This window comes from Kitasatospora sp. NPDC094016, assembly GCF_040304045.1.
GTDB lineage: Bacteria > Actinomycetota > Actinomycetes > Streptomycetales > Streptomycetaceae > Kitasatospora.
The window spans coordinates 163,955-185,956 of sequence record NZ_JBEOUK010000005.1 but is presented as its reverse complement, the minus strand read 5'-3'; the positions used below and the strand labels follow the sequence as shown (position 1 = coordinate 185,956).

The window sequence follows — 22,002 nt, the reverse complement described above, 5'->3', positions numbered from 1 at the left end:
TGCTCGGGGCCCGACGGTGACGGGCGGCTCACGCGGCGCGCGGATTCCGGTCGGCTGCCCTGCGGGAGCAGCCGGCCTGACGGCGGTTCGACGCGCTGGTTCGACGCGCTGGTTCGACGCGCTGGTGCGGGGCGCTGGTGCGGGGCGCCGCAGGGCGCGGCGCTCGGCGAGGCCTGCCCCGGTAGTGGGCCCGGCGGGACGGCCGCCCCGCAGGAGCAGCCGGTCGATGGGGCCCGGCGGAGCCGGGGCGAGGTGGTGGGGCCGTCAGCCCCGGACAGGGCCTACGGGGCGGCCGCGGCGGGCGAGGGTGGCGGCGGCGAGGGTGGCGGCCGCGGTGGCCTCGGTCATGACGGTGCGGAGCATGACGGTGTCCTCTCCTGCTGCGACGTGAGGGTGGGATCCGGTGGTCGCGCCCCGCGGTGACGCGCTCTCCGGTGCCGCCCCGAGCGGTGCTCCCTGGCGGCGGTCACCAGCTTCGTCGCAGCTCAGCCGCGGTGGAAGGGAGTTCGGCTGGACGGAACTGGCCCTGGACCGTTCCGGCCAGGAGCGGTCGGCGTCCGCGCCGGGGCCGCGCCGGGACCAGGTCGTGGCCGGGTCGTGACCGGGCATGGCCACGTCGGGACCGGGTCGGGGTGCGGGTGCCGACGAGGGGTCAGCGCGGGTCAAGTAGCCTGCCGGAAAAGTGTTCGACCGCCTTGCCGCGCCGTGCGAAGGAGACGAAGGACCCGATGAGACCTGCTGGGCACCCGGTGGTGCGACTGCTGGGGCAGGTGTGGGTGTGGCCCGCGGTGGTGATGCTGGCGGTGGGCGGGTACCGACTGGGGACACCGGAGCTGTGGCGGGACGAGATGGCGACCTGGACGGTGGCCACCCGTTCGTTGGGCGACCTGCTCCGGCTGCTCCAGCACGTGGACGCCAGCAACGGGGCGTACTACCTGCTGATGCACGGCTGGACGGCGGTGTTCGGCGACTCCGTGGTGGCGCTGCGAATACCCTCCGTGCTGGCGATGGCGGGAGCGGCCGCGTTCGTGGCGCTGACCGCCGAGCGGCTGTTCGGCAACCGGGTGGCGGCGGTCGGCGCGGGGCTGCTGTTCGCGGTGCCGCCGGAGGTGTCGCGGTACGCGCAGGAGGCGCGCGCGTACGCGCTGGTGACCTTCGCGATCGCGGCGGCCACCTGGTTCCTGGTGCGGGCGCTGGAGCGGCCGACGTGGCGGCGGTGGGCGCCGTACTGCGCGGCGATGGCGGTGGCCGGCGCCGGGCACCTGATCTCGTTCAGCACGGTGGCCGGGCAGGTGGCGCTGGTGCTGCTGCACCTGTGGCGCACGCGCGGGGCGGCGGAGCGGCGGCTGCTGTGGCAGTACCCGGTGGCGGTGGGGGTGGCGGCGGTGCCGGTGCTGCCGGTGGTGCTGCTCGGCAGTCAGCAGTCGGACCGGCAGCTGGGCTGGATCGAGAAGCCGAACCTCGGGGGCCTGGTGCACTTCGGCCAGCACCTGTTCGGCTCGCACACGGTGTTCTACGCCTTCGTTCTGCTGGCGCTGCCGGCGCTGCTGCTGCCGGGCCGGCGGGTGCAGGCCTGGCAGGCGCTGCTGCTCGCGGGGCTGCCGGTGCTGGGCGTGTGGGTGGTGTCGCAGGGCGGCACCTCGTACTTCATCGAGCGGTACCTGCTGTTCACGGTGCCCGCGTGGGCGGTGCTGGCCGGGGGCGGGGTCGGCGCGGTGTACGGCGTCGCGGCGGCTTGGGCGAAACGTTTCCGTGCCCCGGGGCCGGCCAGGGCGGCGGTGGGACTGCTGGCGCTGGGACTGCTCGCCGTCCCGGCCGCGGCGGCGCTGCCGAAGCAGCCCGCGGTGCGCTACGTGGGCTCGCACAACGGGTCGGAGGAGCCGTTCCGGGCCGCGGCCGGGGTGATCGCCGCGGGCTACCGGTCCGGGGACGGGATGGCGGCCCCGCTGGGCAACCAGGCCTGGGCGATGGTGTGGCCGGGCGTCAGCTACTACCTGCCGTCGGACGTCCACCCGTACCCGGTGTTCGTCGCGCAGAGCGCCGACGACGCGGAGGAGCTGTCGCCGACGCCGTGCCCGCAGCCGGAGGCCTGTCTGGGGCAGGCGGCACGCATCTGGCTGCTGGTCCTCGGGGACACCGAGGACCCGCTGACCACCATGCCGGAGGACCAGGCGCAGGCTCTCCGCACCCAGTACGGCGCGCCCGACCAGGTCACGCCGCTCGGCGGGTTCACGGTCGCGCTGCTCGACCGCGACAACTGACGAGCGCGGCGGCCGGCTCACGACGACTGGCAAGCGCGGCGGCCGGCTCACGACAACTGACGAGCGAGACCCGGAACACGCGGAAACACGACGGAGGGGGAGCCGGGCGGACCGGCTCCCCCTCCGTCGTCGCGGTGTCAGAGCGTGCGGGTCAGCCGGGACTGGATGGACGGCGGGTTCAGGTCGGACTGGAGGGCCACCGGGACCTCCGTCTTGTCGTCGCCCGCGCCCACCCGCAGCAGGCCGACCTCCTCGCCGGCCTTCATGTGGTGGCCGAGCTTGGCCGCGTCCAGGGTGACCGTGCCGGTGATGCCCGGGAAGCCGGCCACCACGAGGTCCTGGGTCGCGACGACCTGGACCTTGCCGCCGAGGCCGTCGTCCACGGTGCCGACGACGTCGCCCTTCTTCACCACGGTCTGGCCGGTCAGGCCGCCCTGCGCGGCCTGGATCTGCTTGCCGCTGACCTTGAGCACGGTCGGCAGGATGCCGTCGCCGGGGTTGGGCGAGGTGGCCTGCTGGCCCAGGGTGACCCCGATGATCAGCCGCTTCACACCGCCGATCTCCTTGTAGGCGGCCCACATCAGACAGCCACCGGCCGGGGTGCTGGAGCCGGTCTTGACCCCGATGACCCCGGTCTTCGGGTTGATCAGGTTGTTGGTGTTGGGGATCTTCGCGTTGTTGAAGTTGGTCTCCGGGGTGGAGACGATCTGCCGGAAGATCTCGTCCTGCATGACCTGCTCGGCCAGCTTCAGCTGGTCCTTGGCGGTGGACTTGGTGTCCGCGAGGAAGCCCGCCGGGTCGGCGTAGGTGGTGTTGGTCATGCCGAACTTGGCCGACGTCTCGTTCATCAGCTTGACGAACGCGTCCTCGGAGCCGGAGTGGAAGCGGGCGAGCAGCCGGGCCACGTTGTTGGCCGAGGGCAGCATCAGCAGTTCCAGCGCCTGGTACTCGGTGAGCACCTGGCCCTCGGTGAGGGTCACCCGGGACTCGTCGACGTTGCCGGACTCCTGCGCGGCCTGCTTGTCCACGGTGATCTTCGGGCCGCTCTCCCCCTTCTTCAGCGGGAACTTCTGCAGGATCAGGTAGGCGTTCATCACCTTGGTGACGCTGGCGATCGCGGACGGCGTCTCCTGCCCGGAGCTGCCGAGGCTGCCGACGCCGACCACCTCGGCGGCGGACTGGCCCTTGGCCGGCCAGGCGAGGTCGAGCGGGTCGCCGGCGAAGCTGAAGCTGCCCGCGGCGGACATCCGCACCTTGGCGTCCGGCAGCGGGCGCAGCAACTGGGCCACCACCGCCGCACCGAGCACCACGGCGAGGAAGGCCGTCCAGATGGTGATCCGCTTGAGCGCACGGCGCAGCGGCGAGACCGGGCGCGCGTTGAGGGTCGCCAGGACCTCCATCGCCTCGGCGGTGTTCTCCGGTGCGGGCGGCGGCTCCGGGAGGGGCAGCGGCTCGGGCTTCGGCAGCGGCGGGACGGGCGGCACCGGCCGCGGGTCGGGGGTGGGCAGCGGCTTGGGGGCCGGGGCGGGGCCGGGCACGGGGGCCGGCTTCGGCAGCGGCTCCGGGCCGGGCTGCGGCTCGGGTTCGGGGAGGGGCTTGGGCGCCGGGTGCGGCTCGGGCACCGGCTCCGGGACGGGGGACGGCTCGGGCTGCGGGGTCGGCGCCGGGGGCTCGGGCACGGTGCCGGACGCGGCGGCCGCGGGGGCCACGGCGGCGGCGGAGGCGCGCGGAGGCGCGGGCTTCTCCGGCTCCGCGGGCTTGGCCGGCTCGGCTGCCTCCTCATCCGGTTCGTCGCTCTCGGGCCCGGCGGGCACGGCGGGCACGGTGGATGCGGCGGCCTCAGGCGTGTCGCCCTCGGACGCGGCCTTCTCGCCGGCCTTCTCCGCGGCCTTCTCCGCACTCCCCGCCACGGCTCCCGCACCCGCCGCGGCCGTCCGCATGGCGAGACGCGGGTCGGTTCCGGTCGCCCGCCCGGCCGCCTTCTCCTCGCCGTCGGCGGCCGTCACGGCCTCGGCCTCCCCGGCCTTGACGTCGGAACTTCCGTCACCGGCGGGCTTGGTCAGCTCCTCGGGCAGCCGCAGCGCGGTGGTCGCACTGTCCACCGGCAGCCGCAGCATCGTGGTCTTGCTGTCCACATCCCGGACACGGAGCTGTACGGTCGAGCCGCGCTTGGCCCCCGCCGCCGGCGCGTCGCCGGGGCCGGTCCCGGCCTCCCGGGTGCCGCTCGCGTTGCCGTCCGGAGCGCCGTCCGGGTTTGGGCCCGCACCGCCGGCCGTCCCGGTCCGCTCGCGTTCGCGCTCCTGCGCCCGCTCGCCGTCCCTCAGCACCCTGTCGGGGGACTCGCCCACGTATCCCAGCCTCCTCAACGCCCGGCGGGGCACCGGCAGACCCGATTTCGGGAAGCCGACGCCCCGCCCCGTGTACCTGTACAGTCTCCGCCACCGCCGGCCGATCCGGCCGCGCACACCCCGCCCGACCGGCGCTTATTGCCGTCGCACGGGCGTACTGCGGTCTGTTCACCGGTCAGACGCCGGGCCCGCCGCCCCTGGTTCCCCGCCTCCACGGCAAGGTCACGATTCGGAGGCGTACTCGACAAGCCCGTGTGAGAGGCGTCACCCTGTCTCTCATCCACGCGGGGAGGCTTGGATGGGCAAGAGCCGCAGAACTGTTCCCGAGGAACTCTTGCTGCTCGCTTTGGACCCGACCACGGGTACCACGGCGCAGCCGCAGACCCTCGACCTCGGACTCGCCGGGGCCCAGCTCGTCGAGCTGTCCCTGGCCGGACGGATCGTACCGGAGGGAGACCGGATCGCAGTCGTGCTCGCGCGGCCGACCGGCGACCCGACCCTGGACCACGCACTGGAACTGCTGCGCCGACGCGGCAGTCCGGTCCGCGCGGCGCACTGGATCGGCGGGCCCCGGCTGGGGCTGCGGCAGACCTACCTGGCGCACCTGGAGCGCTGCGGCATGGTCACGGCCGTGCCGGGCCAGGTGTGCGGGGTGCTGCCGACGACCCGCTATCAGGCGTCGGACGACTGCACCAACGCCGCGATCAAACAGCGGCTGGACACCGCCATCCGCACCGGCGTGCCGCCGGACCCGCGGACGGCGGCGCTGGCGGCCCTGGCCCATTCCGTGGGCCTGGGCAAGCACCTGTATCCGGGCAACGAGGGCCGGTCCTCGCGGTCGCGACTGCGCGACCTGATCCGGTACGACCCGCTGGGCGGGATGGTCGCGCACGCCGTGATGGACGTGCAGAACGGCCTGCCGGCGCAGCAGAACCGTTCTGCCCAGGGTTCCGGGACCGGCACCGGGCGTTCCGGCGCCCGCGCGGCGGGCCGGGGCTCCGGGCGGGTCGCCGCCTCACGGGTCGGCGTCCGCTGACCAGGACCGCCGCCCGGGCTCGCGGGACGCCGCACCGATCGCCGTACGGCCTGCGCGGCCCGTGCAGCCGCCCGCACGGCCCGTACAGCCCGTACAGCCCGTGACAACGAGCAGGACGGGCACCACGGGCCCGGCGGGCCCGGCGGCACCCCCGACAGCGCGCGCCGACCCGTTCACGCCGCCCGACGGCGCTGAGCAACGGCGCTGAAGGACCCGACGCACCACCCGAGCAGCACCCGCACCACCAGGAGCACGGAGGGGCGGTCGCCCCGCGACGGAAGTCGCCCGGCGACCGCCCCTCTGCCGTCCCCGAAGGCCCTTCGGGGCCCGTCCGGGGAGCCCGGCGGTCCTGCCCTCGCACGTGCCACTGGCACCTGCGCCGCCGGGGAGCACATCCTTAGCCCGTACCGGTTCGAGCCGCTGAGCCGCATTACCACTCGAAGGCCCTCGCCGTCTCGCAGAAGTGCTTTTCCGACGATCTGTTCTACTGCGCTGCTGTGATTCCCTGACGCCGAACTGGCCCAAGGTGACATGCTGCTCCAAGTCAGGGGGGTTGGTCCCAATGTCCGAAGTGTTCCGAGGGCTGCCGATCCAACGATCACCAGAGGTCCGGCCGGAGGTCGATGTGTCGACGAGCATCAATCCCACCGTGCGCCGTCGGCGCCTGGGCTCGGAGCTGCGCAAACTCCGCGAGGGCCTCGGGATGACGGCGGAGGAGGTGGCGGGCCGGCTGATGGTCTCCCAGTCGAAGATCAGCCGACTGGAGAACGGCCGCCGCAGCATCAGCCAGCGCGACGTGCGCGACCTCTGCGACGTCTACCTCGTGAACGACGAGCAGATGCGCGCCAGCCTCATGGAGATGGCCAAGGAGTCCCGCCAGCGCGGCTGGTGGCACGACTTCAACGACATGCCGACCCCGTACAGCGTCTACATCGGGCTGGAGGCCGAGGCCTCCTCGATCCGCGCGTACGAATCCTCCTTCGTCCCGGGCCTGTTGCAGACCGAGCAGTACGCGCAGGCCGTCGTGGAGGGCACCCAGCCGGACACCGACGCGCTCGCCGTGCAGCGCAGGGTGCAGGTCCGGATGAAGCGCCAGGACCGCATCCAGGGCGAGAACCAGCTCGGCAGCCTGTGGACCGTCATAGACGAGGCGGTGCTGCGCCGCGAGGTCGGCAGCCGCGAGGTGATGGCCGAGCAGCTCAAGCACATGATGGAGCTGAGCCAGCACCCGAACATCACCATCCAGGTGATCCCGTTCTCGGCCGGGGCCCACCCCGGTATGACCGGGACATTCTCCCTGCTGGAGTTCCCCGAGTCAGCCGATTCCACGGTTGTCTACTTCGAAGGGGTGACGAGCGATCTCTACCTGGAGAAGGACGCGGACGTCCGCCGCTATACCGGTCTGTACGACTACCTGCGGGCGGCGGCACTCGGCGTGGCGGAGAGCCGGGCACTGATAGCTGAGATTGAAGAGGGATACCACTGATGAGCACCACCTCCGAGCATGGAACCCGCTGGCGGAAGAGCAGCCACAGCGGCGGCAACGGCGCCTGTGTGGAGATCGCCACGCCGGCCACGGGGGCGGTGGCGGTACGGGACTCCAAGGACCCTCAGGGGCCGCAGCTGCGCTTCTCCGCCGAGGCCTGGACCGCGTTCGCGAGCGCCGCGGCCACCGGGGTGTTCGGCCGCCACTGACCCCGCGGCGGCGGCCACCGAACCGGCCCCGCGCCCCCGGTGCGAATCCGAGCTCGGCCCGGTTGCCCGTGGCAGTGGCCGTCGCCCTCGCCGGCGGCCGACGCTACGGGCAACCGTCGTTCCCGCCCGAACTGCTTTCCTCCCGAACCTCCCGTCCGGTCCGCCCCGTTCAGCGCACCACCGGGTACCGCTCGGACCAGGTCAGACCCTCCGGGGTGCGCGGATCGTGCAGTTCGGTGCCGTGCATCAGCTCCAGCACGAAGTCGTCGGCGAGTTCGAGGATGGCGCCTCGCCCCTCCAGCCCGGCCACCAGCCCCGACGGCAGCGCGGTGTCACCGTGCAGCACCCCGAGCAGGCTCCCGCAGACCGCGCCGGTGGAGTCGCTGTCCCCGGAGTGGTTGACGGCGAGCAGCAGGCCCGAGCGCACGTCGTGCGCGACCAGCGCGCAGTAGACCCCGATCGCCAGCGCCTCCTCGGCGACCCAGCCCTCCCCCAGCGCCTCCACCCGGTCCGCGGACGGCTCGCCGGCCCGGACGGCGTCCAGCGCGGCCCGCAGCGCGGCGGTGGTCTCCTCGTGCGCCTGCCGCTCGGAGAGCAGCGCCAGGGCGAGGTGGACGCCCTCCTCCAGGGTGCCGCCGCGGGCCACGCTCTGGACGATCACCGCGAGCGCGCCCGCCGCGAGGTAGCCGGTGGGGTGGCCGTGGGTGAGCACCGCGCACTCCACCGCGAGTTGGAAGACCAGGCCCGGCTCCCAGCTGGTGAGCAGGCCGAACGGCGCCGCCCGCACCACCGTGCCGCAGGCCTTGGAGTGCGGGTTCTTGGGCCGCTCCACGGTGCCGAGGAACTCGGCGTCGGCCCCGGTCAGGCCGGACAGGCAGCCCTGGCCGGGGGCGCGCTGGGCGTACAGCCACTCCTCGCGGCCGAGCCAGCCGAGGTCGGGGCGGCGCTCGTCGGGGCCCCAGTCGCGCTGGGTGGCGGCCCAGCGCAGGTAGGCCAGGTGCAGGTCGGTGGGCGGGTGCCAGCTGCCGGTGTCGCGCCGGATGTGGGCGCGGATCAGGCCGTCGACGGTGAACAGGGTGAGCTGGGTGTCGTCGGTGACGGCGCCGGTGCGCCCGTACGCGGGGACGTAGCCGGTGACGCCCTGCGGGCCGTGCTGGGCCCGGATCTTCTCCAGCGGCTCGAACTCGACGCCGGCGCCGAGCGCGTCGCCGATGGCACCGCCGAGCAGACAGCCCCGCACCCGGCTGCGGAAGTCCTGCTGCTGGGCGCGTGACCACAGTGGCATCACGACGGGGCGCCTTTCCTCGGGGCAGGGGGCTGCGCGACGCACGGCCGCGGCGCGCGCCCTGGCACTGTATTCGAAGACCCGAGCGAATCAAGGGCGTCCCTCGTGCTCCGGTTCCCCCGGCCCCGGCCGCCGTGCGGGCGGCAGCGGGGCCGGGGAACCGGCAGGCCGGGGCCGGGGGAACCAGCAGGCCGGGGGAACCGGGAGGCCGGTGGCTGGATCAGTCCAGGACCGGCAGCAGCTCCGGCAGGTGCCCGTCCGAGGCCAGCGCCGCGGCCCGGCGCTCGGCCGGCACCTCGCCGTACGTGGTGGTGCGCTGGCGGTGCGGGCGGCCCGCCGCCTCGGCGATCGCCTGGAGGTCGCGCACCGACTTGTAACTCCCGTACGCCGAGCCGGCCATCCGCGAGATGGTCTCCTCCATCAGCGTGCCGCCCAGGTCGTTGGCGCCCGAGCGGAGCATCTCGGCAGCGCCCTCCGCGCCCAGCTTGACCCAGCTGGTCTGGATGTTGGGGATGTGCGGGTGCAGCAGCAGCCGGGCCATCGCGACCACCGCGCGGTTGTCCCGGGCGGTCGGGCCGGGCCGGGCGATGCCGGCCAGGTAGACCGGCGCGTTGGTGTGGATGAACGGCAGGGTCACGAACTCGGTGAAGCCGCCGCCCGGTCCGTTGGCCGCCAGGGAGCGCTGCTGGATCTCGGCGAGCAGCCGCAGGTGCCCGAGCCAGTGCTTCGGGGTGTCCACGTGCCCGTACATCATGGTGGACGAGGAGCGGATGCCCAGTTCGTGCGCGGTGGTGACCACCTCGACCCAGGTGGCGGCCGGCAGCTTGCCCTTGGTGAGCACCCAGCGGACCTCGTCGTCCAGGATCTCGGCCGCCGTGCCCGGGATGCTGTCGAGGCCGTTCTCCTTGGCCCGCTGGAGCCAGTCGCGGATGGACAGCCCGGTGCGGGTCGCGCCGTTGACCACCTCCATCGGCGAGAAGGCGTGCACGTGGATGCCGGGCACCCGCTCCTTCACCGCGCGGGCGATGTCGAAGTAGGCGGTGCCGGGCAGGTCCGGGTGGATGCCGCCCTGCATGCAGACCTCGGTGGCGCCCACCTCCCAGGCCTGCGCGGCCCGGTCGGCGACCTGCTCCAGCGACAGGGTGTAGGCGTCGGCGTCGGTGCGGCGCTGGGCGAACGCGCAGAAGCGGCAGCCGGTGTAGCAGACGTTGGTGAAGTTGATGTTCCGGGTGACGCAGTAGGTGACGTCCTCCCCGACGGTGTCCCGGCGGACGTCGTCGGCGATCCGGCAGAGCGCGTCCAGGGCCGGGCCGTCCGCGTGGAACAGCGCCAGCGCCTGGTCGTCGGTGAGCCGCGTCGGGTCGTCGGCGGCCACCGCCAGCGCCTCGCGCAGGTCGCCGACCAGCCGCTCGGGCGCGCCCTCGGCGAGCACCTGCTCGCGCAGCACCTCCCAGTCGCCGTAGACGTCCTCGAAGTCGGCCCGGCGGTCGCCGGTGCGGCCCTCGGTGTCGATGGTGGCGTGCAGGTCGGTCCGCCCGTACGAGGCGGGCAGGTCCTCGGGCTCCTGCCAGGGCAGGCCGCGGACCACCGCGTCCGGGTTCGCCAGCCCGGTCTCCGGGTCGGCGAGGGCGCGCACGTGCGGCAGCACCCGCGGGTCCAGCCAGGGCTCGCCGCGCCGCACGTACTCGGGGTAGACGGCGAGGCGCTCGCGCAGTTCGAAGCCGGCGGCCGCGGAGCGCTCGGCGAGCCGCTCGATCTGGGGCCACGGGCGTTCGGGGTTGACGTGGTCGGGGGTGAGCGGGGAGACGCCGCCCCAGTCGTCGACGCCGGCCGCGATCAGCCGCCCGTACTCGCCGTCCACCAGGTTCGGCGGCGCCTGCAGGCAGGCCGACGGGCCCATCACGTGCCGGGCCACCGCCACGGTGGCGACCAGCTCGTCCAGTTCGGCGTCGGGCATGCCGCGCATCGCCGTGTCCGGCTTGGCGCGGAAGTTCTGCAGGATCAGCTCCTGGACGCCGTGGTAGGCCCGGGAGACCTTGCGCAGCGCGAACAGCGACTCCGCGCGCTCCTGGTACGTCTCGCCGATGCCGATCAGCAGGCCGCTGGTGAACGGGACGGAGCTGCGCCCGGCGTCCTCCAGCACCCGCAGCCGGACGGCCGGCTCCTTGTCCGGCGAGCCGTGGTGCGGGCCGCCGGGCTCGCTCCACAACCGGGTGGCGGTGGTCTCCAGCATCATGCCCATGGAGGCGGAGACGGGCTTGAGCCGCTGGAAGTCCGTCCAGCCGAGCACCCCGGGGTTGAGGTGCGGGAGCAGGCCGGTCTCCTCCAGGATGCGGATCGACATCGCCCGCACGTAGGCGATGGTGTCGTCGTACCCGTGCGCGTCGAGCCACTCGCGGGCCTCGGGCCAGCGGTCCTCGGGCTTGTCGCCGAGGGTGATCAGGGCTTCCTTGCAGCCGAGTTCGGCCCCGCGCCGGGCGACGTCCAGCACCTCGTCGGGGGACATGAACATCCCGTGGCCGGCCCGTCGCAGTTTGCCGGGGACGGTGACGAAGGTGCAGTAGTGGCACTTGTCGCGGCAGAGCCGGGTGAGCGGGATGAAGACGCTCTTGGAGTAGGTGATGACACCGGGCCGCCCGGCCGCCGCCAGCCCCGCGTCGCGGACCCGGGCGGCGCTCGCACACAGGTCGTTCAGGTCCTCGCCTCTGGCCTGGAGCAGCACCGCGGTCTCGGTGACGTCCAGGGCGACGCCGTCCCGGGCGCGGCGCAGGGCGCGCCGCATCGCGTTAGCGGTAGGGGGGTTGCTTGCGTCCATGGCGGTTCCGTCCATGGCGCGACCCTACGCCAGGTCTCGTACGTTCGGAGTAGCCAACCCTGAGGGCGTCTCAGGGTCGATGTACCCGCGAGGTTTACCCCGAACTGGCCCCGCAGGGCGATGACGGGGCCGGGGTGCGGGCCTCTAATGGAGGGGCACAGCCAATCGCTCGTGTTCGTAGAGGAGTTGAGGACGCCATGACCAATGACACGGTGGCGGGGGACAACGTGGACGGCGGCGTGCCGTACCGCTCACGGCGGCGCATGCTGGTGCGGGCCGGGGTTCCGCTGACGGTGGCCGCGGTGATCGCCGCCGGGATCGGGCTGGTGCCCGCACTGGCGGCCGACGCCCCGCCCGAACTTCCCTCGCTGACACCGGAGCAGCTGGTCGCCAAGGTGCTCGGCTCCGACGCGCAGGCCCTCTCCGGCACGGTGTCCGTCTCCACCGACCTCGGCCTGCCCAGCCAGCTGCTGGGCGTCGCGGCCGGCGGGCTCGGCGCGGCGGCCGGGCGCGGCGGCGGCCAGGGCTCTTCGGCGGCCGACCCGCAGGCCAAGCTGCTCGGCCTGCTCGGCGGTGACCAGACGCTGCGGATAGCGGTGGACGGCCCGGACCGCCAGCGGGTCGACCTGCTGGAGGACATGGCCGGCTACACCGTCGTCCACAACGGCGACCAGGCCTGGGCCTGGGACAGTTCGACCAACACCGCCGTGCGGCTGACCGGCCAGGCGGCCGCCCAGCACCCCGGCACGGCCGGCAAGCACGCCGGGGCGCCGCTGACCGGGGTGCCGACGACCCCGCAGGAGGCCGCCCGGCAGTTCCTGACCGCGAGCGCGGGCACCACGTCGGTCACCGTGGCCGGCACCGCCAACGTGGCCGGGCAGAAGGCGTACCAGCTGAGCGTCAAGCCCGCGCAGTCCGGTTCGACCGTCGCCGAGGTCCGGATCGCGGTCGCCGCCGACAACGGGGTGCCGCTCTCGGTGGTGGTCAAGGGCGTCGACGGCTCCACCGTGCTGGACGTCCACTTCACCGACGTGTCCTTCGCCAAGCCGGCCGCCAAGACCTTCGACTTCACCGTGCCCAAGGGCGCCAAGGTGACGGAGCACAAGGCGGACGAGGGCGCCGAGGGTGGGGTGCCGCAGGGCTTCGCGCCCAAGGGCTCCGCTCCCGGGGGCAAGGCCGGTCAGGGCGCCTCGGGCCAGGACCACGACGGCGTGAACGTGATCGGCGAGGGCTGGACGACCGTGGTCTCGGCGCAGCTGCCCGGCGGCACCGTCGACGCGCCGCAGGACGGCGGCAAGGGCGGCAAGCACGGCGGCCGGGGCGCGGCCCTGAACCCGCAGGCGCTGGTGAAGTCGCTCGGCAAGCCGGTCGGCGGCGGCACGCTGATCAGCACCAAGGTGGTGAACGTCCTGGTCACCGACGACGGCCGGGTGTTCGCCGGCGCGGTGACCCTGCCGGTGCTCCAGCACGCCGCCGGGGTGAACTGACGGATGACCAAGGCTCCCGTAACGGGGGACGTTACGGAGTCGGCCGGGGGTCCGGGCGCCGAGCAGCGCCCGGGCCCCGCGCCTTCCACCTCCTCCTCCCCCGGTTCCCCTGACTCCTCCGGCTCCCCCTCCTCCCCCGGTTCCTCCGGCTCCTCCGGCTCCTCCGGCTCCTCCGGCTCCTCCCGGCCCGACGACGTGATCAGGACCCGCGGTCTGACCAAGCGCTTCCGGGGCGGCCAGCTCGCCGTGGACGGCCTGGACCTGAGCGTGCCGCGCGGCTCCGTCTTCGGCTTCCTCGGCCCGAACGGCTCCGGCAAGACCACCACCATCCGGATGCTGATGGGCCTGATCGCCCCCACCTCCGGCGTGGCCACCGTCCTCGGCGAGCCGATGCCGCAGTCCGTCGCCTCCGTGCTGCCCCGGGTGGGCGCGCTGATCGAGGGCCCGGCGCTGTACGGCTTCCTCTCCGGGCGGGACAACCTGGTCCGGTTCGACGCCGCCGACCCGACCGCCGACCCGCGCACCCGGCGCCTGCGCGTCGAGACGGCGTTGGAACGGGTCGGGCTGAGCGCCGCGGCGGCCAAGAAGGCCCGCGCGTACTCGCTGGGCATGAAGCAGCGGCTCGGCCTGGCGTCGGCGCTGCTCCAGCCGCGCGAGCTGCTGGTGCTGGACGAGCCCACCAACGGGCTGGACCCGCAGGGCATGCGCGAGATCCGGGCGCTGGTGCGGGAGGTCGCGGCGGAGGGGGCCACGGTGTTCCTCTCCTCGCACCTGCTGGACGAGATCGAGCAGGTCTGCACCCACGCGGCGGTGATGTCCCGGGGCCGGCTGGTGGTGCAGGGCACCGTCGCCGAACTGGCCGCCCGCGCGCAGGGCCGGCTGGTGGTCCGCACGCCGGACGTGGCGCACGCCGTGGAGGTGCTGGCGGCCCACCGGGTCGGCTCCCTGGTGCCCGGCGACGGGCGGGTGGACGGCGAGCTCGGCACGCTCGGCGCGCTCGGCTCCCCGGTCGAGGAGGCGCTGCCGAAGCTGTGCGCGGCGCTGGTCGAGGCCGGGGTGCGGGTGCACGGGTTCGGTCTGGAGCGGGGCACGTTGGAGGACGCCTTCGTGGCGCTGACCGGGGAGGGCTTCGATGTCGCAGGCTGAGCTGTCGCGGGCTGAGCTGTCACAGGCCGGGGCGGTGCCGGTCGGGGCGGTGCCGGTCCGGGCCGGGCGGAGGCCGCAGACGGCGGCCGGGTTCCTGGCACTGTTCCGCAACGAACTGCACCTGACCTTCCGCCGGATGCGCACCAAGGTGCTGCTGGGGATCCTGGCGGTGCTGCCGATCCTGATCGGCGTGGTCGTCAAGCTCAACACGGGCAGCCCGCACGAGGGCGGCGGCGGGGTGAACTTCATCGCGCAGACGACCCAGAACGGCCTGTTCCTGGTCTTCACCGCCCTCGCGGTCGCGCTGCCGGTGTTCCTGCCGATGACGGTCGGCGTGGTCGCCGGGGACTCGGTCGCCGGCGAGGCGGCCACCGGGACGCTGCGCTACCTGCTGGTCGCGCCGGCCGGGCGCACCCGGCTGCTGGCCGCCAAGTTCACCGCCGGGCTGGTGTTCTGCCTGGCCGCGACCGTGGCGGTCGCGGCGGCGGCGCTGGCCACCGGCGCCGCGCTGTTCCCGCTCGGCGAGGTGACGCTGATCTCCGGCGACACCATCGGCTTCGGCGACGCGCTGCTGCGGGCGGTGCTCGTGGCCGGGGTGGTGGCGGCCTCGCTGGCCGGGCTGGTGGCGATCGGGCTGTTCGTCTCCACGCTCACCGGCAGCGGCATCGCGGCGATGGCGGCGACCGTCGGGCTGGTGGTCACCGTGCAGATCCTGGACGCCTTCCCGCAGCTGGACGCCGTGAGGCCGTTCCTGTTCACCCATTACTGGCTCAGCTTCGCGGACCTCCTGCGCCAGCCGATGTACTGGGACGGCGTGTGGAAGGACCTCGGCCTCCAGGCCGCCTACGTCGCCGTGTTCGGCGCGGCGGCCTGGTCCCGCTTCACCAGCCGGGACATCAGCGTCTGACCGGCGCCTCGGCGGGGTCGGATCGGAAGCGGCGGATCAGCAGGGGCGGATCAGTGCCTGACGGCCGCCTTCGCGGGGGCGGGCTGCGGCACGGCCGCGGCCCGCCCCGCGCGGTCGGCCCGCACCTGGCGCAGCGCGTCCCAGGTGAGCACCGCGAGCGCCAGCCAGACCAGGCCGAAGCCGGCCCAGCGGGCGGGCGGCATCGACTCGTGGAACACCGCCACGCCGATCAGGAACTGGAACACCGGCGCCAGGTACTGCAGCAGCCCGAGCACGGTCAGCGGCACCCGCACGGCCGCCGTGCCGAAGAGCAGCAGCGGGACCGCCGTGATCACCCCGCTGAGCAGCAGCAGCCCGGAGTGCCCCCAGCCGTACGAGCCGGCCACCGTGTGGCCGAAGGTGCCGCGGCCGCTGACCTCCAGGTAGACCAGGTAGCCGAGCGCGAACGGGAACATGAAGGCGCTCTCCGCCGCCAGGCTCTCCAGCCCGCTCAGCCCGACCTTCTTCTTCAGCAGCCCGTACGTGGCGAAGGAGAGCGCCAGGGTGAGCGCGATCCACGGCAGCCGCCCGTACGCGATGCTGAGCACCGCGACGGCGGCCGCGCCGACACCGACCGCCGCCCACTGCGCCGTCCGCAGCCGCTCCTTGAGCACCAGGACGCCGAAGCCGATGGTGACCAGCGGGTTGATGAAGTAGCCGAGGCTGGTCTCGACGACGTGCCCGGCGTTGACGCCCCAGATGTAGACGCCCCAGTTGATCGAGATCACCGTGGCCGCGCCGGCCAGCATGGCGAGCCGGCGGGGCTGGCGCAGCAGCGGGCGTATCCAGCTCCAGTGCCGCTGGGCGATCAGCAGCAGCACCACGGCGACCAGGGACCAGACCATCCGGTTGGCCAGGATGTCGTCGGCGGCGCCGGGCTCCAGCAGTGGCCAGAACAGGGGGAAGAGCCCCCAGATGCCGTAGGCCGCGACGCCGTACCAGAGGCCTCGGCCGCTGTCCTGCTGGGTTGTCTCTGGCATGGCCGCCTGCCCTCCGCGCGCGTGTGTCGAGGTGACGGTAGCTGGCGGAGGGGCAGGCTGTCATCTCCGTTTCCGCATTTTGGTCATGACATCGCTGACCTCGGGAAACGCGGGGCTCAAGGCGAGCTCAAGCGCCTCAGCCCTGGAGCGCGGCGCGCACCGACTCGGCCAGCGGGACGGTCGGGCGGCCGATCAGCCGGGCCAGGTCGCCCGGGGTGCCGGCCAGCTCGCCACGGGCGATGCCCGCGTCCACGTCCACCAGCACCTCGGCGAAGCCCTCCGGCAGGCCCGCGCCGATCAGCGCCGCGAGGTGCTCCGCCGGCGCCACGTCCTGGTGCGCGACCGGCTGCCCGGAGACCAGCGCCAGCTCGGCCGCCAGCTCCGCCAGGCTCCACGCGGCGTCGCCGCTCAGCTCGTACACCCGGCCCTCGTGGCCCTCGCCGAGGAGGACGGCGACCGCCGCGTCCGCGTAGTCCTTGCGCGGGGCGGTGGCCACCCGGCCGTCCCCGGCGCTGCCGAGCACCACGCCGCGCGCCACCGTGCCGGCCGCGTCACCCAGGTAGTTCTCGGTGTACCAGCCGTTGCGCAGCAGGACGGACGGCAGCCCGGATTCGCGGATCAGCTCCTCCGTCGCCTTGTGCTCGTCGGCCAGCCGGAAGGTCGCCGCGCCCGGTGCGCTGGTGTAGGCGAACAGCGCGACGCCGGCCGCACGGGCCGCGTCGACCACCGCGCGGTGCTGCGGGATCCGGCGGCCGACCTCGCTGCCCGAGATCAGCAGCACCCGGTCGCCGGCCGCGAAGGCGCCGGCCAGGGTCGCCGGGTCGTCGTAGTCGACCACGCGGACGGCCACCCCGCGCGCGGCCAGGTCGGCCGCCTTCTCGGCGGAGCGGACGGCGACCGCCACCTCGCTCGCGGGGACGGCGGCCAGCAGGCCTTCGACGACGAGACGGCCGAGCTGGCCGGTGGCACCGGTGACGACGTACATGGGGATGCTCCTCGGGTGGGTTTCTGCCTCGATGGGGTTTCTGCCTCGAAACTCACCCTAGGGACTGCACTAACCTTTCGAAAGTACGCACTTCAAAGTACGGTACTGATATGAAGGTAATGGCAGGACAGTCATGAAGACCCTGGAGGAAGGCCGCCCGGCCGTCCCGGTGCGCGAGCTGCCGCCGGCCGACGTGTTCGACCGCATGTGCCCGTCCCGGGGCGTGCTGGAGCACGTCACCAGCCGCTGGGGCGTCCTCGTGCTCGGCGCGCTGCGCGAGCGCGGCTACCGCTTCAGCGAACTGCGCCGCCGGGTCTCCGGCGTCAGCGAGAAGATGCTCGCGCAGACCCTGCAGACGCTGGAGCGCGACGGCTTCGTACACCGCGAGGCCCACCCGGTGATCCCGCCCCGGGTCGACTACAGCCTCACCCCGCTCGGCCGGGAGGCCGCCGAACTGGTCGCCGCCCTCGCGCACTGGTCCGAGCAGCGCGTCCCCGCCGTCGAGGCCGCCCGCGCGGAGTACGACGCCCGGCCCAGCGTTCGCTGAATGTCGACCGGGCCTGCCGCGGGCCGCGCCGGCCGGGGGGATCTCTTCACGGCCCCGCCCGGCTACCGTCTCCCCATGACCAGCGTCCCGACCAGCAACGGCCCGACCGGCGGAGGCCCTAGTGGCGGCGCCTCGACCGGCGCAGGCCCGAGTGGCGGCCCGGACCCGATCCCGGGCACCGACACTCCCGAGGCCATCCGGCCCCGCGTCACCTGCCGCCGCTGCCACCGCCCGCTGCACGACCCGGAGTCGCGGATCCTGCGGCTCGGCCCGGAGTGCCGCGATCCGGCGGAGCGGGTCGCGCGCTTCGACGTCGACCAGGATCCGCTGCCGGGCATCGGGTGACGGGCATCGGGTGACGGGCATCGGGTGACGGGCATCGGGTGACGGGCATCGGGTGACGGGCATCGGGTGACGGGCGTCGGGTGACGGGCGTCGCTCGTCGGCCTCCGTCGTAGCGCCCGTCAGGCGCGCCGGAAGAGGCGGCGCAGGAGGCCGGGGCGGGGTTCCGGTTGCTCCTGGTCCTGGGGCAGCACCTCGGCCTGCCGGGCTTCCCCGGCCTTCCCGGCCTCCTGGGCCTCCTGGGCCTCGGCCCGCTCGATCAGCCGCCGGGCCAGGTCGAGGTCGGCCCGGGGCAGCCAGGGCGCGGTGAGCGCCAGCGCGGCGAGCGAGCGCAGGACGGTCACCACGCGGGTGCGGCGGGCCCGGGCGCTGTAGTGCAGCCGCTGCCGGAGCCGGTCGGCGATGTCGGCGCGGGTCTCGGGGTGCGTCCAGCCGATCGCGACGAGGGCGAAGCCGGCCGCCTCGACCACCCAGTCCTCGGGCCCGAGCAGCAGGTCGACCAGCACGCGGCGGCGCTCGGAGTCCTCCCACGGCTGGTCGGTGCGGTGGTGGGCGATGCCGAGGCAGGCGAAGACCTGGACGGCCCGCACCCACAGTTCGGGCTGGTGGGCCAGCAGGGCCCGGCCGAGGTCGTCCTCCCGGGGCATCGGCGGGTGGACGAGCGCGCCGAGCAGGTCGTCGAGCGGCAGCCCGGCCAGCCGGACGGCGTGGTCGTAGGCGGCGGGGACGGTCGCCCAGACGATCTCGGCGGTGGCCCGGACGAGTTCGGCGCTGTCCGGTGCGGGCGGGGCGACGGCCGGGCGCGGATCGGTGCCGTCCCAGGCCCAGATCCGGGTGGCCGGTTCGGCCAGCGGGAGCCGGGGGTCGGGCTCGGCGACGGACTGGTAGGCGACGGTGGAGCGCGGCAGGGCGAGGCGGACGGCCAGCAGGGAGCTGGGCGGTTCGACGGCGGAGGCGCTGCACTCGATCTCGCTGTCGCGGGTGGTGCCGGGGGCGGCGAGCACCTGGTGCAGCACGTTGACGGTGGCCTCGGTGGCGCCGGAGACCATGCCGAGCCAGGGTTCCCGGTGGCTGAGCCGTTCCAGCAGGTCCTGGGCGTACTCGTGGTCCGGGTGGGCGCGGTGGTGGTCGGCCAGGGCGAGCAGGTGGGCGGGGTCGCCGTCGGCGGCGTGCCGCAGGCCGTACCGGGCGGGGGCCGCCTTGGGGTGGTCGGGTTCGGTGGCGAGCACGCGGTCCAGCCAGGGCAGGCCGTCGTCGGGGCGGCCGAGGGCGCCGTACAACTCGGCGACGTCGACGGCGAGGTAGCTGCTGGAGTTGTCGCGCTCCGGTTCGACCCGGGCCAGTTCGGCCTCCCAGACGGCGAGCGCCCGTTCCGGCCGGCCGTGCGCGCGCAGGGCGTTGCCGAGCATCACGGACGGCAGGTAGCCGGGGGCCAGCAGGTGGGCCAGTTCGGCGAGTTCGACGGCGCGGCCGGTGGCGCCGAGGCGGCGGGTGAGGCCGGAGGCCATCGCGAGCAGCAAGGCGTGGTCGCCGTGGCGGGCCACCACGGACTGGACGAAGTCCTCGAACGGCTGGACGGCTTCGGCGAGTTCGGCGGGCAGCGGGTCGGGCAGTCCGCCGGTGGCCCGGGCCACCGCCTGGGCGACGGCGTCCGGGTCGACGAGGGCGGGCAGGTCCTCGCGGGCGAGCCAGGCGGTGTGCGCCCAGGGTCTCGCGGGCTCGTACTGGATCGCGGAGGCGAGCAGGCCGACGGCGGTGTCCCAGTCCCCGGCGGCGGCCTCGACGTGGGCCCGGCAGGCGACGGTGCCCAGGTAGACCTGGCCGTCCAGCGGGAACAGCTCGCGGGCGGCGGCCGGACCTCCGACGGCGGCGCACAACTCGGCGAGCGCCTCGTGCAGTTCGGGTAGCTGGGGGTCGGCGAGGATCGCGTCGGCCAGGTGGTCGGCGGCGTGCGGGAGGTCTCCGGAGTCGATCGCCAGCCGGGCCACCGCCACCTCGCCCTCCGCCGCCAGCCGCTCGTCGCCCTCGTCGTCGGCGTGCCCCATGTGGTCGTCCCCCGCTCGCGGTGTCTGCCTTGTGCGCGGACGAGGCTATCCCGCGTATCTGATGACCGGATGATCAACCTGTCGGCGTGTCGGACGAGCTGGAATTGGCCTGAATCTCGCTCACCTTCTGGGCCGGATACACCCCGAACGAGTGGTTTGGGTGCTGGTCGGCGCCTTTTCCCAGAATTGGCGCACCACGATGTTCCCGGCGCTTCGCTCCCGAAGCACTCCCCGAAGCGCTCCCGAAGCACCGCCATCCCGACGACAAGCGAGATGTGACGATGAAGCTCTCCCGCACCCTGTCCATGGCCGCCTCGGCCGCCGTCCTGAGCACCGTCGCCCTGGGCACCACCGCTCTCACCGGGCACGCCACACCAGCGGCCGCCGCCTCGTTCGTGGTCAGCGAGGCCCAGTTCAACCAGATGTTCCCGGGCCGGAACTCCTTCTACACCTACCGCGGCCTGACCGACGCCCTCAGCGCCTACCCCGGGTTCACCACCACCGGCAACGACGCCACCCGCAAGCGCGAGGCCGCGGCATTCCTCGCCAACGTCAGCCACGAGACCGGCGGCCTGAAGTACGTCGTCGAGCAGAACACCGCCAACTACAGCCACTACTGCGACACCTCGCAGCCCTACGGCTGCCCCGCCGGCAAGAGCGCCTACTACGGGCGCGGCCCGCTCCAGATCAGCTGGAACTTCAACTACAAGGCGGCGGGCGACGCCCTGCACCTCGACCTGCTGAACAACCCCTACCTGGCCGAGAAGGATCCGGCCGTCTCCTGGAAGACCGGCCTCTGGTTCTGGAACACCCAGAAGGGCGCCGGGACGATGACCGCGCACGACGCCATCGTCAACGGCAAGGGCTTCGGCGAGACCATCCGCAGCATCAACGGCGACCTGGAGTGCAACGGCAAGAACCCGGACGAGCGCAACGACCGCATCAACCTCTACAAGAAGTTCGTCGGCGTCCTCGGCACCGACGTCGGCGGCGGCAACATCTCCTGCTGACCGGCGGCGGCTTGCGCGGGAAGTCGGCCGGCCCGACTTCCCACGCACGGGGTCGGTTGCCGGTCACGGCCGGGGACGGCGTCAGCGCCGGACGTCATCGCTGGGCGTCGAAGCGAAGGTCCACGAGGGCCCCGACCAGCCCCCCGAGCGCGACGGCGGCCACCGCGCCCGCCCAGGCCGGTCCCGCCGAGCACCTGAATATTTCATCACGAGAAATATTCAGGTGGCCGTCTGCGTTGGCCTCGGAGCCGGGTGCGGGAAGGCCCCGCACGGCTGGAGACGGGAGCGACGCCGTGCGCGTGGAGATCTGGACCGACATCAACTGCCCGTGGTGCTACATCGGCAAGGCCCGGTTCGAGCAGGCCCTGGAGCGGTTCCCCCACCGAGGGGAGGTGGAGGTCGTCCACCGCTCCTTCGAGCTCGATCCCCACTCGCCGGCCGAGGCGCGGCCGGTCGTCCCGCTGATCGCCGCCAAGTACGGGCTCAGCCTGGAGCAGGCCGAGGCGGCGGAGGCGCGGATCGCGGACAACGCGCACGGGGAGGGGCTGGCGTACCTCCGCGAGGGGCGCGACGCGGCGAACTCCTTCGACATGCACCGTCTGCTGCACTTCGCCAAGGACCACGGTCGGCAGGGCCAGCTGCTGGACGCGCTGTACCGGGCCAACTTCGCCGACGCGCGGTCCGCGTTCGCGCAAGGACGGCTGGTGGAACTGGCCGTCGAGGCGGGGCTGGACGGCCAGGCCGCGGCAGCGGTGCTGGCCGATCCGGACGCCTACGCGGAGGCGGTGCGCGAGGACGAGGCGACGGCGGGCGCGATGGGTGCCACCGGGGTCCCGTTCTTCGTGCTCGACCGACGGCTCGGGGTCTCGGGCGCCCAGCCGGCCGAGACGTTCACGGCGGCGCTGGAGCAGGCCTGGGAGAGCCGGGTGGTGGTGCCGCTGCTGGTCGGCGGCACGAGCGGTGACGGCAGCGGCGGCAGCGGCGAGGTCTGCGGGCCGGACGGGTGCGAGCTGCCGCAGCGGTGAGGCGAGGGGCGCGGAGTGGGAAGTCGGCAGGGCCGACTTCCCACTCCGG

At 73.9% G+C, this 22,002-nt stretch carries 17 protein-coding genes; 11 read left to right on the top strand and 6 right to left on the bottom strand.

Annotated elements, in window-relative coordinates; translation table 11 throughout:
• Window positions 1-728: 728 nt before the first annotated feature.
• Window positions 729-2,261, top strand: coding sequence for a glycosyltransferase family 39 protein (locus tag ABT015_RS07465; RefSeq protein WP_350877679.1), 1,533 nt, complete (start codon window positions 729-731; stop codon window positions 2,259-2,261).
• A 137-nt stretch (window positions 2,262-2,398) separates the two neighbouring features.
• Here the strand turns inward: ABT015_RS07465 and ABT015_RS07460 are convergent, their stop codons facing one another.
• The gene (locus ABT015_RS07460; protein ID WP_350877677.1) at window positions 2,399-4,609 is read right to left on the bottom strand and encodes a hypothetical protein; all 2,211 of its coding nucleotides are present in this window, start codon (window positions 4,607-4,609) and stop codon (window positions 2,399-2,401) included.
• 298 nt (window positions 4,610-4,907) lie between these two features.
• Between ABT015_RS07460 and ABT015_RS07455 the strand changes: the two genes are divergently transcribed.
• From ABT015_RS07455 to ABT015_RS07445, 3 genes are all read left to right on the top strand, one after another.
• Window positions 4,908-5,645, top strand: a complete 738-nt coding sequence (locus tag ABT015_RS07455) for a GOLPH3/VPS74 family protein (RefSeq protein ID WP_350877675.1) — start codon at window positions 4,908-4,910, stop codon at window positions 5,643-5,645.
• A 625-nt stretch (window positions 5,646-6,270) separates the two neighbouring features.
• The gene (locus tag ABT015_RS07450; protein ID WP_350877673.1) at window positions 6,271-7,131 is read left to right on the top strand and encodes a helix-turn-helix domain-containing protein; all 861 of its coding nucleotides are present in this window, start codon (window positions 6,271-6,273) and stop codon (window positions 7,129-7,131) included.
• A complete protein-coding gene (locus tag ABT015_RS07445; protein ID WP_350877671.1) occupies window positions 7,131-7,340 on the top strand; it encodes a DUF397 domain-containing protein in 210 nt (69 codons plus the stop codon). Before ABT015_RS07450 ends, ABT015_RS07445 begins: the two co-directional genes overlap by 1 nt.
• A gap of 169 nt (window positions 7,341-7,509) precedes the next feature.
• On the opposite strand, the gene ABT015_RS07440 is transcribed toward ABT015_RS07445, so the two are convergent.
• Together ABT015_RS07440 and ABT015_RS07435 are read right to left on the bottom strand one after the other, a co-directional pair.
• Window positions 7,510-8,625, bottom strand: coding sequence for an ADP-ribosylglycohydrolase family protein (locus tag ABT015_RS07440; protein WP_350877669.1), 1,116 nt, complete (start codon window positions 8,623-8,625; stop codon window positions 7,510-7,512).
• Between the two features lie 220 nt (window positions 8,626-8,845).
• Entirely contained in the window at window positions 8,846-11,440 is a 2,595-nt protein-coding gene (locus tag ABT015_RS07435) for a bifunctional FO biosynthesis protein CofGH (protein ID WP_350877778.1), read from the bottom strand.
• Window positions 11,441-11,637: 197 nt separating this feature from the next.
• On the opposite strand from ABT015_RS07435, the gene ABT015_RS07430 reads away from it, so the two are divergent.
• The 3 genes from ABT015_RS07430 to ABT015_RS07420 are packed head-to-tail and all read left to right on the top strand — an operon-like array spanning window position 11,638 to window position 14,980.
• Window positions 11,638-12,927: a LolA family protein gene (locus ABT015_RS07430; RefSeq protein ID WP_350877667.1), complete on the top strand. Its 1,290-nt coding sequence runs from the start codon at window positions 11,638-11,640 to the stop codon at window positions 12,925-12,927.
• 3 nt (window positions 12,928-12,930) lie between these two features.
• Window positions 12,931-14,073 carry an ABC transporter ATP-binding protein gene (locus ABT015_RS07425; RefSeq protein ID WP_350877665.1) on the top strand — a complete coding sequence of 381 codons (1,143 nt, stop codon included), beginning with the start codon at window positions 12,931-12,933 and terminating at the stop codon, window positions 14,071-14,073.
• Window positions 14,060-14,980 (top strand): ABC transporter permease, encoded by a 921-nt coding sequence (locus tag ABT015_RS07420; protein ID WP_350877663.1) that lies wholly within the window; start codon window positions 14,060-14,062, stop codon window positions 14,978-14,980. Before ABT015_RS07425 ends, ABT015_RS07420 begins: the two co-directional genes overlap by 14 nt.
• Before the next feature lie 50 nt (window positions 14,981-15,030).
• Here ABT015_RS07420 and rarD read toward each other — a convergent pair whose 3' ends face one another.
• Window positions 15,031-15,999 (bottom strand): EamA family transporter RarD, encoded by a 969-nt coding sequence (gene rarD / locus ABT015_RS07415; protein WP_350877661.1) that lies wholly within the window; start codon window positions 15,997-15,999, stop codon window positions 15,031-15,033.
• Between the two features lie 136 nt (window positions 16,000-16,135).
• Window positions 16,136-16,984, bottom strand: a complete 849-nt coding sequence (locus ABT015_RS07410) for an SDR family oxidoreductase (RefSeq protein WP_350877659.1) — start codon at window positions 16,982-16,984, stop codon at window positions 16,136-16,138.
• Window positions 16,985-17,189: 205 nt separating this feature from the next.
• On the opposite strand from ABT015_RS07410, the gene ABT015_RS07405 reads away from it, so the two are divergent.
• The gene (locus ABT015_RS07405) at window positions 17,190-17,531 is read left to right on the top strand and encodes a winged helix-turn-helix transcriptional regulator (RefSeq protein ID WP_350877776.1); all 342 of its coding nucleotides are present in this window, start codon (window positions 17,190-17,192) and stop codon (window positions 17,529-17,531) included.
• 75 nt (window positions 17,532-17,606) lie between these two features.
• Complete coding sequence (locus ABT015_RS07400; RefSeq protein WP_350877657.1) at window positions 17,607-17,876, top strand: DUF6011 domain-containing protein; 270 nt, start codon at window positions 17,607-17,609, stop codon at window positions 17,874-17,876.
• 119 nt (window positions 17,877-17,995) lie between these two features.
• Here ABT015_RS07400 and ABT015_RS07395 read toward each other — a convergent pair whose 3' ends face one another.
• Entirely contained in the window at window positions 17,996-19,918 is a 1,923-nt protein-coding gene (locus ABT015_RS07395; RefSeq protein ID WP_350877655.1) for a hypothetical protein, read from the bottom strand.
• Window positions 19,919-20,193: 275 nt separating this feature from the next.
• Here ABT015_RS07395 and ABT015_RS07390 point away from each other — a divergent pair, with 275 nt between their 5' ends.
• Together ABT015_RS07390 and ABT015_RS07385 are read left to right on the top strand one after the other, a co-directional pair.
• Window positions 20,194-20,928: a chitinase gene (locus ABT015_RS07390; RefSeq protein WP_502897273.1), complete on the top strand. Its 735-nt coding sequence runs from the start codon at window positions 20,194-20,196 to the stop codon at window positions 20,926-20,928.
• A 293-nt stretch (window positions 20,929-21,221) separates the two neighbouring features.
• Window positions 21,222-21,953 carry a DsbA family oxidoreductase gene (locus ABT015_RS07385; protein ID WP_350877651.1) on the top strand — a complete coding sequence of 244 codons (732 nt, stop codon included), beginning with the start codon at window positions 21,222-21,224 and terminating at the stop codon, window positions 21,951-21,953.
• Window positions 21,954-22,002: the final 49 nt, after the last annotated feature.